The sequence below is a fragment of the Streptomyces toxytricini genome (assembly GCF_014649915.1).
Taxonomy (GTDB): Bacteria; Actinomycetota; Actinomycetes; order Streptomycetales; family Streptomycetaceae; genus Streptomyces; species Streptomyces toxytricini.
Genome location: NZ_BMTY01000041.1, coordinates 1 through 13,975 on the forward strand (window position 1 = coordinate 1; position 13,975 = coordinate 13,975).

Consider the following 13,975-nt stretch of genomic DNA (forward strand, 5'->3'; position numbering starts at 1 on the left):
GAGCTGACTGGTACTAATAGGCCGAGGGCTTGTCCTCAGTTGCTCGCGTCCACTGTGTTAGTTCTGAAGCAACGAACAGTTGCCGGTTTCTAGAGCTGGAACACAACTACAGAGTGTGCTTGTTCGCTCGAAACCGATAGGGTTTCGGTGGTCATAGCGTTAGGGAAACGCCCGGTTACATTCCGAACCCGGAAGCTAAGCCTTTCAGCGCCGATGGTACTGCAGGGGGGACCCTGTGGGAGAGTAGGACGCCGCCGAACAATCTTTCAAAGGGCCCGTGGTCCAGCGTTCAACGCTGGACCACGGGCCCTTTTTTGTTTTTCTCTTCAATACGTCGAAGCGCGGCCGGGGGTAGGTTGCGCGAGAATGACTAGCGGTACCCCGAAGACAGGAGTCACACCCATGTCCAACTCTCCCGACGATCGTCCGGAGCGCGAGCCTCGTCGCAACGACGGCGGTGACAGGGGCGGCTACCGCGGGGGCCGTGACGACCGTGGCGGCGACCGGGGCGGCTTCCGCCGCGACGACCGCGGCGGCCGCTCGCACAGCGGTGACCGCGGCGGTTTCCGCCGTGACGACCGCGGCGGGGACCGTCCGTCCTTCCGCCGCGACGACCGGGGCGACCGTCCCTCGTACGGCCGGCGTGACGACGACCGCGGCGGGTTCCGCCGTGACGACCGCGGCGACCGGCCTTCCTACCCGCGTCGCGACGACCGTGGCGGCGACCGCCCCTCGTACGGGCGTCGCGACGACCGCCCCCCCTTCCGCCGCGACGACCGCGGTGAGCGCCCCTCCCACCCGCGGCGCGACGACGACCGCGGCGGGTTCCGTCGCGACGACCGCGGCGACCGGCCCTCGTACCCGCGCCGTGACGACCGCGGTGGCGACCGCCCGTCGTTCCGCCGTGACGACCGCCCGTCCTTCCCGCGGCGCGACGACGACCGTCCGTCGTTCCGCCGGGACGACGACCGCGGCGGCGACCGGCCGTTCCGCCGCGACGACCGGGGCGACCGTCCCTCGTACCCGCGCCGTGACGACCGGGGCGGGGACCGCCCGCCCTTCCGCCGCGACGACCGCGGCGAGCGCCCCTCCTACCCGCGGCGCGACGACCGGCCCTCGTACGGCCGGCGCGACGACCGCGGCGGCGACCGCCCGAACTTCCGCCGCGACGACCGCGGCGAGCGCCCCTCCTACCCGCGGCGCGACGACGACCGTCCGTCGTTCCGCCGGGACGACGACCGCGGCGGATTCCGTCGCGACGACCGGGGCGACCGTCCGTCGTACCCGCGCCGTGACGACCGCGGTGGCGACCGGCCGTTCCGCCGCGACGACCGGGGCGACCGCCCCTCGTACCCGCGCCGTGACGACCGGGGCGGAGACCGCCCGAACTTCCGCCGCGACGACCGCGCCGAGCGCCCCTCCTACCCGCGGCGCGACGACCGGCCCTCGTACGGCCGGCGCGACGACCGCGGCGGCGACCGCCCGAACTTCCGCCGCGACGACCGCGGCGACCGCGGCGACCGTCCGTCGTTCCGCCGGGACGACGACCGCGGCGGGCGCCCCTCCTACGGGCGCCGTGACGACCGGGGCGGCGACCGCGGCGGCTACCGCGGGCGCGACGACCGCGGCGGCTACCGAGGCGACCGAGGCGACCGGGACTTCCGGGCCGACCGCGACCGCGAGCCCGTCAAGCGCCTCCCCATCGACGACGACGTCACCGGCATGGAGATCGACGCCGACGTCCGCCAGGAGCTCCTGAGCCTGCCCAAGGGGCTCGCCGAGGAGGTGTCCCGCAACCTCGTCATGGTCGCCCGGCTCATCGACGAGGACCCCGAGCAGGCCTACGCCTACTCGCGGATCGCCCTGCGCCTGGCCTCCCGCGTCGCCGCCGTCCGCGAGGCCGCCGGCTTCGCCGCGTACGCCACGCAGAAGTACAGCGAGGCCCTCGCCGAGTTCCGCGCGGCCAAGCGCATGACCGGATCCGTCGAGCTGTGGCCCGTCATGGCCGACTGCGAGCGCGGCCTCGGCCGCCCCGAGCGCGCCCTGGCCATGGCCGGCGAGCCCGAGGTGCAGAAGCTCGACAAGGCCGGCCAGGTCGAGATGCGGCTCGTCGCCGCCGGCGCCCGCCGCGACATGGGCCAGCTCGACGCAGCCATCGTCACCCTCCAGAGCCCCGAGCTCGCCTCCTCCTCCGTCCAGCCGTGGACCGCGCGCCTGCGCTACGCGTACGCCGACGCGCTCCTCGCCGCCGGCCGCGAGGACGAGGCCCGCGAATGGTTCGCCAAGACCGTCGAGGCCGACAAGGACGGCGCCACCGACGCCTCCGACCGCCTCGCCGAACTCGATGGCGTCGAGTTCGTCGACGCCCTCGACGGGTCGGTCGACGAGGACGAGGACGGCGACGACGACCAGGACGCGGCCGAAGTGGCCGCCGCCGAACGCGCCGCCGACCAGACCGAGTACTACGACGAGGACGACGACGAGTACGAGCCGCTCGACGCCCCGGAGGCCGACGCCGACGTCGACGCCCCCAACGACGGGGAAGCGGACCGCCCGGGCGACGGCGCCTGAGCGCAGACCCGACGACAGGAGGGCGGCACCCCGACCGGGGTGCCGCCCTCCGGCGTTGCCGCAGGCCTCAGCCCAGGCTGCGCAGGACCAGGCCCGTCGCCGGCTTCGGACCGAACGAGGTCGACTTGCGGGGCATCATGACACCCTGCCGGGCCAGCCCCCGCACGACCTCCTCCCGCACCGGATGCAGCAGCACCGCCGTCCCGCCGTGCCGCTCCGCCATCTCCACCGTCGCCGCCGCGTCATGGATGTACGTGATCTGGTCGGGGGTGTCCGGGATCCGCCACACGGCGTCCAGCAGCGTCGCGTGCAGCACCGTCGCGTCCAACCGGCGCCACGCCTCCGGCCGGTCCCGGCGGACCGTGCGCTCCAGCAGCCCCGCATCCGGATCCGTCACCAGATGGAACGAGCCGTCGCCGGCGACCAGGAAGGCGTTGCCGCGCTCCGCGGCGTCCGCCAGCGCCTCCAAGGCCAGCGGCAACGGGCCCTCCACCGGGCGTACCCGGAACGATCCCTCCAGCGCGGCCAGCGCATCCGCCGGAGGCAGCCGGCGCAGCATCCGGTGGATCGCCCGCACCTCCAGCGGGTAGCGCACCGTGTCCACCAGCAGCACCAGCCCGAAATCCCAGTCCGTCGGCGACGGGTGCTCCTCCTGCAGGCGCAGGTACGTCGCCCACCTGTGGTGCCCGTCCGCGATCAGCGCCTGACGGCGGCCCAGGTCCGCGGCGACCGCCTCCTGGTCGGCCGGGTCGGTGACCGCCCACAGGCGGTGCCGGACCCCGTCCTCCGTGGTCGTCGCCAGCAGCGGCGCCCCCAGCGCCGTCCGCTCCACGACCTCCGCCGCGCCCGCGCCCGCGTCCCCGCCGCGGTACGTCAGCAGCAGCGGCTCCAGGTTCGCCGACGTCGCGCGCATCAGCCCCGCCCGGTCCGTCACCACGTGCGGCATGACGTCCTCGTGCGGCAGCACCACACCCGCCTCCGCCGCCGACAGGGCCAGCGCGCCGATCAGGCCGCGCTGCACCATCGGCCCCTTGCGCTGCTCGTACACGTACAGGGCCGGCTCGGGGTCCGCGCTCAGCACGCCCTTCTCCCGCCACTCCCGCAGCGTGCGCGCCGCCTGTTCGTTCCGCGCCGCCGGGGTGTCGGCCTGCGGCAGGATCAGCCGGACGATGTTGTGCGGATCGGCCGACTCCAGGTAGTCGACGCCGTCGGGGCGCACCACCACGTCGTATGGCGGAGAGGTGACCGCGGCCAGGCTGCCGACGCGTTCCGGGACGTAGCGCAGTCCGGGGAAGGGGAGCAGGCGCAGCCCGGCGGGCGCGGTGGCAGATGTGGTCATTGGTGCATGGTAAGGGGCGTCTCGGCATGCGGGACGATCGTGTGGAAAAGATCTCGGAGCACATGCGGCAGGATTCGGTCAGAGGCGATCGGGCCGAGCGAACAGAGGGAGCGGACAGGATGACGAGGCGGAGCAGGACCAGTCCGGCGGCCAGCGAGCGCAGCCTCCACCAGGCGTACGACACGGCCCTGCTCGACCTCGACGGCGTGGTCTACGCGGGGGGCGAGGCGATCGCGCACGCGGTGGAATCGCTGGCCGCCGCCCGCGAGGGCGGGATGCACCTGGCGTACGTCACGAACAACGCGCTGCGCACCCCGGACGCGGTCGCCGCGCACCTGGGCGAGCTGGGCATCCCGACCGGCGCCGACGACGTCGTCACCTCCGCGCAGGCGGTGGCCCGGCTGATCTCGGAGCAGGTGGAGCCGGGGGCGAAGGTGCTCGTGATCGGGGGGGAGGGGCTGCGGGTCGCGCTGCGCGAACGCGGCCTGGTGCCCGTCGACTCCGCAGACGAGGACGGGCTCGCCGCGGTCGTCCAGGGCTACGGAGGGCCCGAACTGCCGTGGGGGCGCTTCGCGGAGGCCTCGTTCGCGATCAGGCGCGGGGTGCCGTGGTTCGCGTCCAACACGGACCTGACGATCCCGCAGGCGCGGGGCATCGGGCCGGGCAACGGGGCGGCGGTCGAGGTGGTGCGGATCGCCACCGGTGCCGAGCCGCAGGTGGCCGGCAAGCCGCTGCCCCCGATGCACCGGGAGACGGTCCTGCGGACCGGGGCCCGGCGGCCGCTCGTCGTCGGGGACCGGCTGGACACCGACATCGAGGGGGCGTTCAACGGGGACGTCGACTCGTTGCTCGTCCTCACCGGCATCGCCGACGGCGCGCAGCTGCTGCGGGCAGAGCCGCGCCACCGGCCCACGTACGTGGACCGCGACCTGCGCGGTCTGCTGACCGGGCAGCCGGAGGTGGAGGCGGCCGGGGACGGCTTCCGCTGCGGGGGCTGGACGGCGGCCGCGGCGGACGGCGCCCTGCGCCTCGACGGCGCCGGCGACCCGGTCGACGGGCTGCGGGCGCTGTGCGCGGCGGCCTGGACGGCGGCGGGGGACGGCTCCTGCACGCTCGACGCGGCCGCGGCACTGGACCGCATCGGGCTGTAGCCGGCCGACGGGGCGGCAAGTGCGGGAGCGCAGGTCGGGGGGCATCGGATGGCCGAAACTCGCCGAGGCTAGGCTAACCTAACCGCGTGTTGGTCGAGAGTCCTCCCGAACAGAGCGCGGCGCCCGGCGCCGCAGCCATCCGCAAGCGGCACGCCGCGCGCGCCGCCGGCCTGCTGGCCGCCCTGGCGGTGCTGGCGCTCGTCCTCGTGGCGAGCATCGCCGTCGGTGCCAAGCAGATGCCCCTCGACGAGGTGTGGCACGGGCTCTTCCACTACTCGGGGACCACCTCCGACGTGGTCGTCCGGGACCTGCGCGTCCCGCGGACCATCCTCGGGCTGATGGTCGGCCTCGGCCTCGGCCTCTCCGGGGCGGTCATGCAGGCGCTGACGCGCAACCCGCTGGCCGAGCCCGGCATCCTCGGAGTCAACGCCGGCGCCGCAGCCGCCGTGGTGTCCGCCATCAGCTTCCTCGGGGCCTCGACCCTCACCGAGTACGTGTGGTTCGCGCTGCTGGGTGCCGCAGCCGTCTCCGTCCTCGTGTACGTGCTCGGCGGCAGCCGCAGCGCGACGCCGGTCCGGCTCGCGCTCGCCGGGACCGCGGCCAGCGCCGCCTTGGTCGGCTACATCAACGCCGTGCAGCTGATGGACAGCAAGGCCCTCGACAAGCTGCGCTTCTGGACGGTCGGTTCGCTGGCGTCGGCCAACATGGACACCGTCCGGCAGGTGGCGCCCTTCCTCCTCGCCGGGGCGCTGCTCGCGGCCGCGCTCGGCCGCCCGCTGAACGCCATGTCCATGGGCGACGACACGGCGCGGGCCCTCGGCGCGAACCTCACCCGCACCCGCATCGGGGCCATGGTCGCCATCACCCTGCTGTGCGGGGCCGCGACGGCGGCCTGCGGGCCGATCGTCTTCATCGGGCTGATGATCCCGCACCTCGCGCGCATGATCACCGGGCCGGACATGCGGTGGGTGCTCGCCTACTCGGCGGTCCTGTCGCCGGTGCTGCTGCTCGGCGCGGACGTCGTCGGCCGGATCGTCACCCGGCCCGCCGAACTCCAGGTGGGCATCGTGACCGCGCTCATCGGCGGCCCCGTCTTCATCTACCTCGTCCGGCGCAAGAGGATGGCCCAGCTGTGACCGTCGAACTCCCCACGGGCCGGATACGGTCCCGCTCCCGGACCGTGCGCGCGCCGGGCGGGCTGTCCCTGCGGGCCGAGCCGCGGGCGCTGCTGACCGGGCTGCTCCTCGCCGCAGCCGCGGCGGCCCTGGCGGTCGTGCTGATCGGCACCGGCGACTTCGAGATCGCCCCTGCGGACGTCGTACAGACCCTGCTGGGCAACGGCACCCCCGCGCAGGACTTCATCGTCAACGACCTGCGGCTGCCGCGGGTCCTGGTCGCCCTGCTCGTGGGCGCCGCGCTCGGCATGGCGGGGGCCGTCTTCCAGTCCGTCTCGCGCAACCCGCTCGGCTCCCCGGACCTGCTCGGCTTCGGGTACGGCTCGGTCGTCGGCGCCCTCCTCGTGATCGTCCTGTTCAAGGGCGGCGCGACGGCCGTCGCCGGAGGGGCCCTCGTGGGCGGCCTCGTCACCGGCGTCCTGATCTACCTGCTGTCCTACAAGCGGGGCATCCACGGCTACCGGCTGGTGCTGGTCGGCATCGGCGCCTCCGCGATGCTCATCGCGGGGATCCAGTGGCTGCTGACCAAGGCCCAGTTCATCGAGGCGACCCGCGCGATGGTGTGGCTGACCGGCTCGCTCGCCGGCCGCGACTGGAGCCAGGTGTGGCCGCTGCTGGGCACCTGCGCCGTGCTGTTCCCGCTCGTCCTCTCCCAGGGGCGGGCGCTGCGGATCGCGGAGATGGGCGACGACGCCGCGTACGCCCTCGGCGTGCGGGTCGAGCGGATGCGGATGCTGCTGATGCTGGCGGCGGTCCTGCTGACCACCGCCGCGGCCGCCGCCGCCGGGCCGATCAGCTTCGTCGCGCTGGCCGCACCGCAGCTGGCCCGGCGCCTCACCCGCTCACCCGGGTCGAACCTGGTCACCGGCGCACTGATGGGATCCGTCCTGCTGCTGCTGTCCGACTGGGCCTCCCAGCGGGCCTTCGGCGCCGACCAGCTGCCCGTCGGGGTGCTGACCGGGCTGGTCGGCGGCGCCTATCTGCTCTGGCTGCTCGTCACCGAGCGCAGGGCGGGACGTATATGACGAACTCAAGGAGTACGCACGTGCAGCGGCTGTCCGCGCAGAACGTGACCCTCGGCTACGAGCAGCGGGTCATCGCCGAGAACCTGTCGGTGGAGATACCCGACAACTCGTTCACGGTGATCGTCGGCCCCAACGCCTGCGGCAAGTCCACGCTGCTGCGCGCCCTGTCGCGGATGCTGAAGCCGTCCGCCGGGCAGGTGCTGCTCGACGGGCACGCCATCGGCTCCATGCCGGCGAAGAAGGTCGCCAAGACCCTCGGCCTGCTCCCGCAGTCCTCGGTCGCGCCGGACGGGATCACCGTCTTCGACCTCGTCTCCCGCGGCCGGTACCCGCACCAGGGGCTGCTGCGGCAGTGGTCGCAGGAGGACGAGCGGGTCGTCCTGGAGTCGATGGCCGCGACGGGCGTCGCCGAGCTCGCCGACCGCACCGTCGACGAGCTGTCCGGCGGGCAGCGGCAGCGCGTGTGGATCGCGATGGCGCTCGCCCAGCAGACGCCGCTGCTCCTGCTGGACGAGCCGACGACCTACCTGGACATCCAGCACCAGATCGACGTGCTGGACCTGTGCGCCGAACTGCACGAGAACCAGGGCCGGACCCTCGTCGCGGTCCTCCACGACCTCAACCACGCCGCCCGCTATGCCACGCACCTGATCGCCCTGCGCGGCGGCAGGGTCGTCGCCGAGGGCCCGCCGGCCGAGGTGGTGACCGCGGAGCTCGTGGAGAAGGTGTTCGGGCTGCGCTGCCAGATCATCGACGACCCCGAGACGGGCACGCCGCTGGTCATCCCGGCCGCCCGAAAGCCTGCCCGGCCGCGGGCCGTGCCGACAGCGGCGGAGGCGGCCGCCGGCGCGTGAGCCGGGGCCGCGGGCGGGCCGCCGTCAGAGGAGCTTCTTCAGCCGGAGCAGGTCGCGCAGGCCCGCCTCCAGCCTGACCCGGCCCGACGCCCACGCGCGGGCGAAGTTCAGCTCGCCCGCGACCAGCGCCACCAGGTCGTCGCCCGTCATCGCCAGCCGGATGTCGGCCTTCCGGGCCGGCGGGCCCGCCGCGACGCCGTCCACCCGGATCCGGCCCTTTTCGAGGCGGCCCGTGAAGGTGCGGTCCAGGTCGGTGACGTGGCAGCTCAGGGAGCGGTCGAGCGCGGCCGCGCCGCGCACGTCGCCGTCGGCCCGCGCCAGGTTGTCGGAGAGTCGGTCGAGTGCGGCTCGGCACTCATCGATCGTAGCCATCGTGATCTCGACCGTACCGCAGAGAGGTGCGGCGGCGCCCGCGCGCTTCGGGGTAGCGTCGGGGCATGACCGACGAAGCCGCCGCCGCACCCCCGGAGCCCGCCGAGGCCCCCGGGGACCCGGCGGAGCCCGCCGCGCCGGCGCCGCTGGGCGTCGTCCGCACGCCCACCGGGCACCCCGGGGTCGACGCCCGCCTGGAGCGCCTCGCGGACGCCGACCACCTCCCGGCGGACGGGCACGCCGCCGTGTACGAGGATGTGCACAGGGGCCTGCGCGAGGCGCTGACCGCGCTGGACGCACCGCCCGCCCCCGGACCGTACGACAACAGGAGCTGAACCGAACGTGGCAGGAGTGGCACGCCGCCGCCTGGACGCCGAACTGGTACGCCGCAGCATGGCCCGCTCGCGCGAGCACGCCGCCCAGCTGATCGCCGCGGGCCGCGTCACCGTCGGCGGGACCACCGCGACCAAGCCGGCCACCCAGGTCGAGACCAGCGCGGCCCTCGTCGTCCTCAAGGACGACAGCGACCCCGACTACGTCTCCCGGGGCGGCCACAAGCTGGCCGGCGCGCTCGCCGCCTTCCGGCCGCTCGGGCTCGTCGTCGAAGGCCGCCGGGCGCTCGACGCCGGCGCCTCCACCGGCGGCTTCACCGACGTGCTGCTGCGCGCCGGCGCCGCCCACGTCATGGCCGTGGACGTCGGCTACGGGCAGCTCGCCTGGTCGCTGCAGAGCGACGAGCGGGTCACCGTCAAGGACCGCACCAACGTCCGCGAGCTGACCCTGGAGCAGATCGACGGCGTCCCCGTCGACCTCGTCGTCGGCGACCTCTCGTTCATCTCGATCGGGCTGGTCCTGCCGGCGCTCGTCGCCTGCTGCGCGCCCGGCGCCGACCTGGTGCTGATGGTCAAGCCGCAGTTCGAGGTCGGCAAGGAGCGCCTGGGCAGCGGCGGCGTCGTCCGCAGCCCCGAGCTGCGGGCCGAGGCCGTGCGCGGCGTCGCCGAGCAGGCGGCCCGGCTGAGCCTCGGCGTGCTCGGGGTGACCGCCAGTCCGCTGCCGGGGCCCTCCGGCAACGTCGAGTACTTTCTGTGGCTGCGGGCGGGGGCACCGGCACTCGACCCGGCGGATGTCGACCGTGCAGTGGCGGAGGGGCCGCAGTGACAGATTCAGCGGGATCGAACGGCGGGACGGAACCGACGGGCGCGGGCGGCCCGGCAGGCGCGGGCGGCGGGGCGGGGGAGGGGCGGCGGACGGTGTTCCTGCTCGCCCACACCGGGCGGCAGGCCGCCATCCGCAGCGCCGAGCTCGTCGTCCGGGGCCTCGTCAAGAGCGGGCTGGGCGTACGCGTCCTGGAGGACGAGGCGCGGGACCTGCCGCTGCCGCCCGAGGCGGAACTGGTCGCCGAGTGCACGCCCGAGGTGCTCGACGGCTGCGAGCTGCTCATCGTCCTCGGCGGAGACGGGACCCTGCTGCGCGGCGCGGAGTTCGCGCGCGGCTCCGGGGTGCCGATGCTCGGCGTCAACCTGGGGCACGTCGGGTTCCTCGCCGAGGCCGAGCGCGACGACCTCGACCGGGTCGTCGACCGGGTCGTGACGCGGGCGTACGAGGTCGAGGACCGGATGACCCTCGACGTGATGGTCCGCTCCAACGGGGACGTCGTCCACCGGGACTGGGCGCTGAACGAGGCCGCCGTGCAGAAGGTGTCGCCCGAGCGGATGCTGGAGGTCGTCCTGGAGATTGACGGGCGCCCCGTCTCCGCGTTCGGCTGCGACGGGATCGTCTGCGCGACGCCGACCGGCTCCACGGCGTACGCGTTCTCCGCGGGCGGCCCCGTGGTGTGGCCGGAGGTGGAGGCCCTGCTCATGGTCCCGATCAGCGCGCACGCGCTGTTCGCGAAGCCGCTGGTGACCTCTCCGGACTCGGTGCTCGCCGTCGAGGTGCAGCCCGGCACCCTGCACGGCGTGCTGTGGTGCGACGGGCGGCGGATGCTGGAGCTGCCCGCCGGGGCGCGTGTCGAGGTCCGGCGCGGCGCGGTGCCGGTGCGGCTCGCGCGGCTGCACCACGCGTCGTTCACTGACCGGCTCGTCGCCAAGTTCGCGCTGCCGGTGCAGGGTTGGCGCGGTGCGCCGCACCAGGACTGACGGCCGGCCGGCGGGAGGGCGGACGGGGCCGGTCCGCCCGGGCCGGCAACAAGGATTTCCGTAGCACACCCGTTCGAAGAATTCCCGGCGGGTGACGTCACATGCCACCGGTGAAACCTCGGTATGGTCGTCCCGTGCTTGAGGAGATGCGGATACGGTCCCTGGGGGTCATCGACGACGCCGTGGTCGAGCTGTCGCCCGGATTCACCGCGGTGACCGGCGAGACCGGCGCCGGCAAGACGATGGTCGTCACCAGCCTCGGGCTGCTGCTCGGCGGGCGCGCCGACCCGGCCCTCGTACGGATCGGGGCCAAGGCGGCGGTCGTCGAGGGGCGCATCGTCATGCGCCCCGACGCCCCGGCCGCCGTACGCGCCGAGGAGGCCGGTGCCGAGCTCGACGACGGCGCCCTCCTGATCAGCCGGACCGTGTCCGCCGAAGGCCGCTCGCGCGCCCACGTCGGCGGCCGCTCCGTGCCCGTCGGGCTGCTCGGCGAGCTCGCCGACGACCTCGTAGCCGTCCACGGCCAGACCGACCAGCAGGGCCTGCTGCGGCCCGCCCGCCAGCGCCAGGCCCTCGACCGGTACGCCGGCGACGCCGTCGCCGTCCCGCTGGAGAAGTACGGGGCCGCCTACCGGCGGCTGCGGGCCGTCGCCGCCGAACTGGAGGAGATCACCACCCGCGCCCGCGAGCGCGCCCAGGAGGCCGACCTCCTGCGCTTCGGGCTGGAGGAGATCGCCGCCGTCGAGCCGGTGGCCGGCGAGGACGCGGAACTGGCCGCCGAGGCCGAACGGCTCGGGCACGCCGAAGCGCTCGCCTCCGCCGCGCAGATCGCGCACGCCGCGCTCGCCGGCGACGTCGAGGATCCCGAAGGCGTCGACGCCAACACGCTCGTCGCCGGCGCCCACCGGGCCCTGGAGGCCGTACGCTCCCACGACCCGGTCCTCGGCGCGCTCGCCGAGCGGATCGGCGAGGTCCAGATCCTGCTCGCCGACGTCGCCGGAGAACTCGCCGGCTACGCCGACGACCTCGACGCGGACCCGCTGCGGCTCGCCGCCGTGGAGGAGCGCCGGGCCGCCCTCACCCAGCTCACCCGCAAGTACGGCGACTCCGTCGACGCGGTGCTGGAATGGGCGCAGACGAGCGCCGCACGGCTCCTCGAACTCGACGGCGACGACGAGCGGATCGCCGAGCTGACCGCCGAACGCGACGCGCTGCGGGCCGAACTGTCCCAGCTCGCCCAGGCCCTGACGGACGCCCGCGTCGAGGCGGCCACCCGGTTCGCCGCGGCCGTCACCGAGGAACTGGCCTCCCTCGCGATGCCGCACGCCCGCGTCACGATCGACATCCGGCAGGCCGAGGTCGCCGACGAGGACGACGGCGTCGAAGTCGGCGGCCGGGCCGTCGCCTACGGGCCGACGGGCGCGGACGAGGTCGAACTGCTCCTCGCCCCGCACCCCGGAGCCCAGCCGCGCCCCATCGCCAAGGGCGCCTCCGGCGGCGAGCTCTCCCGCGTCATGCTGGCCGTCGAGGTCGTCTTCGCCGGCTCCGACCCCGTCCCCACGTACCTCTTCGACGAGGTCGACGCGGGAGTCGGCGGCAAGGCCGCCGTCGAGGTCGGACGGCGCCTGGCCAAGCTCGCCAAGTCCGCCCAGGTCGTCGTCGTCACCCACCTTCCGCAGGTGGCGGCCTTCGCCGACCGGCAGCTCCTCGTCGAGAAGACCAACGACGGCTCCGTCACCCGCAGCGGCGTCACCGTCCTGGAGGGCGAGGCCCGCATCCGCGAACTCTCGCGCATGCTCGCCGGCCACGAGGACTCCGTCTCCGCCCGCGCCCACGCCGAGGAACTCCTCGCCGCGGCGCGCGGCGACGCGTAGCGCAGCGCCCGGGGCGGGCGCGTGCGGGCGCCCCGGGTCGCGCCCGCACGCGCGCCGGGGTGGCGCGGGGTGGCGCGAAGATGACGGACGCTACGCCGTGTGGGTGACGCGCGGGGGTGCCTGACGGTATCTCGTACCGGATCCGACCCCGTATCGACGCGGAACGCGCGCACGCCCTGGCATCCTGGGCGGCGACTCTGCCCCCTCACCCAGGAGCCCGGCCAGTGAGCAGCTCCCCGGCCCCGGTCCCGGCCCCGGCGCCCGCACAGCCGTACGGGCGGCCGCCCCTGCGCACCGTCCAGATCCTCGGCGGCGCCGGCGCCGACAGCAGCGCGCACGTCCGGTCGCTGACCACCGGGCTCGCCGCGCGCGGGGTACGGGTCACCGTGTGCGCGCCCGTCGAAGCGGAAGGGGAGTACGACTTCACCGGCGCCGGCGCGCAGTTCACGCCCGACGCGGTGAGCGCCATGCGCGCCGTGTGCGCCGGCGCGGACGTGGTGCACGCCCACGGCGTCCGGGCCGCCGCCCGGGCCCTCCTCGCCCTGCGCGGGCGGCGCGTACCGCTCGTCGTCACCTGGGCCGGGGGCGGACCCGGCGCCGACGGCGCCCTCGGGGGACTCGGCCGCGTCCTCGAACGGCACGTCGCCCGCGCCGCCGCCGTCGTCCTCGGCAGCTCCTCGGCCCAAGTGGACCTGGCGCGGGCCCGCGGCGCCCGGGACGTACGGCTCGCCCGGCACGCCGTGCCCGCGGCACCCGGCGCCGCCGCACGGGCCGCGGCCGCCGACCCCGGCAAGACCCGGGCGGAGCTCGGCGCGGTCGGGCGGCCGCTCGTCATCGCCGTCGGCAGCCTGGTCCCGCACCGCGGGTACGGCCTCCTGCTCGACGCCGCCCGGGACTGGCGCGGCCTCGACCCCGCACCGCTCGTCGTCATCGCCGGAGAAGGGCCCATGCGGGCCGAGCTCGCCGGACGGATCGAGGCCGAAGGCCTGCCCGTCCGGCTGCTCGGACGCCGCCGGGACGCCGCCCGGCTGCTCGCGGCGGCCGACGTGGCGGTGCTGCCGAGCCGGTGGGAGGCGCGGTCCCTGCTCGCGCAGGAGGCGCTGCGGGTCGGGGTGCCGCTGGTGGCGACGGAGGTCGGCGGCGTACCGGAACTCATCGGCGAGGCCGGCGTCCTGGTCCCCTACGGCGACCCGAACGCCCTGTCCGCAGCGGTGACGGCCCTCCTCGCGGACCCGGCCCGCCGCCGCCACCTCTCCAAGGCGGGGCGCGCCCAGGCGGCGACATGGCCGTCGGAGGACGACACGGTGGCCCAGATCCTCTCGGTCTACGACGAACTCACCCACCGCCGCTGATGAGGGGCGGGGGAACGCGTCCCCTGGGCTCCGTGCCCGCGCCTCAATCGCCGGCGGGGCTGGATGGGGTCCCGTGCGTGGCTGTGCCGGTGTGGCCGGGTGGCGGGTAGCGGGTGGTTTCGGG

At 75.0% G+C, this 13,975-nt stretch carries 12 protein-coding genes, 1 rRNA gene and 1 pseudogene; 12 read left to right on the forward strand and 2 right to left on the reverse strand.

Annotation, left to right across the window (positions count from 1 at the left end; genetic code table 11):
• Positions 1 to 143 precede the first annotated feature (143 nt).
• From rrf to IE170_RS32095, 3 genes and pseudogenes are all read left to right on the forward strand, one after another.
• Positions 144 to 260: ribosomal RNA gene (gene rrf / locus IE170_RS32090) — 5S ribosomal RNA — on the forward strand.
• A gap of 310 nt (positions 261 to 570) precedes the next feature.
• Positions 571 to 1,674: pseudogene (locus IE170_RS33595) on the forward strand (hypothetical protein); the annotation flags it as partial.
• A gap of 48 nt (positions 1,675 to 1,722) precedes the next feature.
• Entirely contained in the window at positions 1,723 to 2,571 is an 849-nt protein-coding gene (locus tag IE170_RS32095; protein ID WP_189813015.1) for a tetratricopeptide repeat protein, read from the forward strand.
• A gap of 67 nt (positions 2,572 to 2,638) precedes the next feature.
• Here the strand turns inward: IE170_RS32095 and IE170_RS32100 are convergent, their stop codons facing one another.
• The gene (locus IE170_RS32100) at positions 2,639 to 3,910 is read right to left on the reverse strand and encodes a DUF1015 family protein (RefSeq protein ID WP_189813006.1); all 1,272 of its coding nucleotides are present in this window, start codon (positions 3,908 to 3,910) and stop codon (positions 2,639 to 2,641) included.
• A 119-nt stretch (positions 3,911 to 4,029) separates the two neighbouring features.
• Between IE170_RS32100 and IE170_RS32105 the strand changes: the two genes are divergently transcribed.
• The 4 genes from IE170_RS32105 to IE170_RS32120 all read left to right on the forward strand — a co-directional run bounded on the left by IE170_RS32105 (position 4,030) and on the right by IE170_RS32120 (position 8,115).
• Complete coding sequence (locus IE170_RS32105) at positions 4,030 to 5,061, forward strand: HAD hydrolase-like protein (protein WP_189813007.1); 1,032 nt, start codon at positions 4,030 to 4,032, stop codon at positions 5,059 to 5,061.
• A gap of 86 nt (positions 5,062 to 5,147) precedes the next feature.
• A complete protein-coding gene (locus IE170_RS32110) occupies positions 5,148 to 6,197 on the forward strand; it encodes a FecCD family ABC transporter permease (protein ID WP_189813008.1) in 1,050 nt (349 codons plus the stop codon).
• Complete coding sequence (locus IE170_RS32115) at positions 6,194 to 7,261, forward strand: FecCD family ABC transporter permease (protein WP_229885380.1); 1,068 nt, start codon at positions 6,194 to 6,196, stop codon at positions 7,259 to 7,261. Before IE170_RS32110 ends, IE170_RS32115 begins: the two co-directional genes overlap by 4 nt.
• A complete protein-coding gene (locus tag IE170_RS32120; RefSeq protein ID WP_189813009.1) occupies positions 7,258 to 8,115 on the forward strand; it encodes an ABC transporter ATP-binding protein in 858 nt (285 codons plus the stop codon). Before IE170_RS32115 ends, IE170_RS32120 begins: the two co-directional genes overlap by 4 nt.
• Before the next feature lie 24 nt (positions 8,116 to 8,139).
• On the opposite strand, the gene IE170_RS32125 is transcribed toward IE170_RS32120, so the two are convergent.
• Positions 8,140 to 8,487 (reverse strand): SCP2 sterol-binding domain-containing protein, encoded by a 348-nt coding sequence (locus IE170_RS32125; protein ID WP_189813010.1) that lies wholly within the window; start codon positions 8,485 to 8,487, stop codon positions 8,140 to 8,142.
• A gap of 65 nt (positions 8,488 to 8,552) precedes the next feature.
• On the opposite strand from IE170_RS32125, the gene IE170_RS32130 reads away from it, so the two are divergent.
• From IE170_RS32130 to IE170_RS32150, 5 genes are all read left to right on the forward strand, one after another.
• The gene (locus IE170_RS32130; RefSeq protein ID WP_189813011.1) at positions 8,553 to 8,822 is read left to right on the forward strand and encodes a hypothetical protein; all 270 of its coding nucleotides are present in this window, start codon (positions 8,553 to 8,555) and stop codon (positions 8,820 to 8,822) included.
• A 7-nt stretch (positions 8,823 to 8,829) separates the two neighbouring features.
• Positions 8,830 to 9,645, forward strand: a complete 816-nt coding sequence (locus IE170_RS32135) for a TlyA family RNA methyltransferase (RefSeq protein WP_189813012.1) — start codon at positions 8,830 to 8,832, stop codon at positions 9,643 to 9,645.
• Positions 9,642 to 10,625, forward strand: coding sequence for an NAD kinase (locus IE170_RS32140; protein ID WP_189813013.1), 984 nt, complete (start codon positions 9,642 to 9,644; stop codon positions 10,623 to 10,625). Before IE170_RS32135 ends, IE170_RS32140 begins: the two co-directional genes overlap by 4 nt.
• 146 nt (positions 10,626 to 10,771) lie before the next feature.
• On the forward strand, positions 10,772 to 12,499 hold the full coding sequence (gene recN / locus IE170_RS32145) for a DNA repair protein RecN (protein ID WP_189813017.1): 1,728 nt from the start codon (positions 10,772 to 10,774) through the stop codon (positions 12,497 to 12,499).
• A 224-nt stretch (positions 12,500 to 12,723) separates the two neighbouring features.
• Positions 12,724 to 13,851 (forward strand): glycosyltransferase family 4 protein, encoded by a 1,128-nt coding sequence (locus IE170_RS32150; RefSeq protein ID WP_189813014.1) that lies wholly within the window; start codon positions 12,724 to 12,726, stop codon positions 13,849 to 13,851.
• Positions 13,852 to 13,975: the final 124 nt, after the last annotated feature.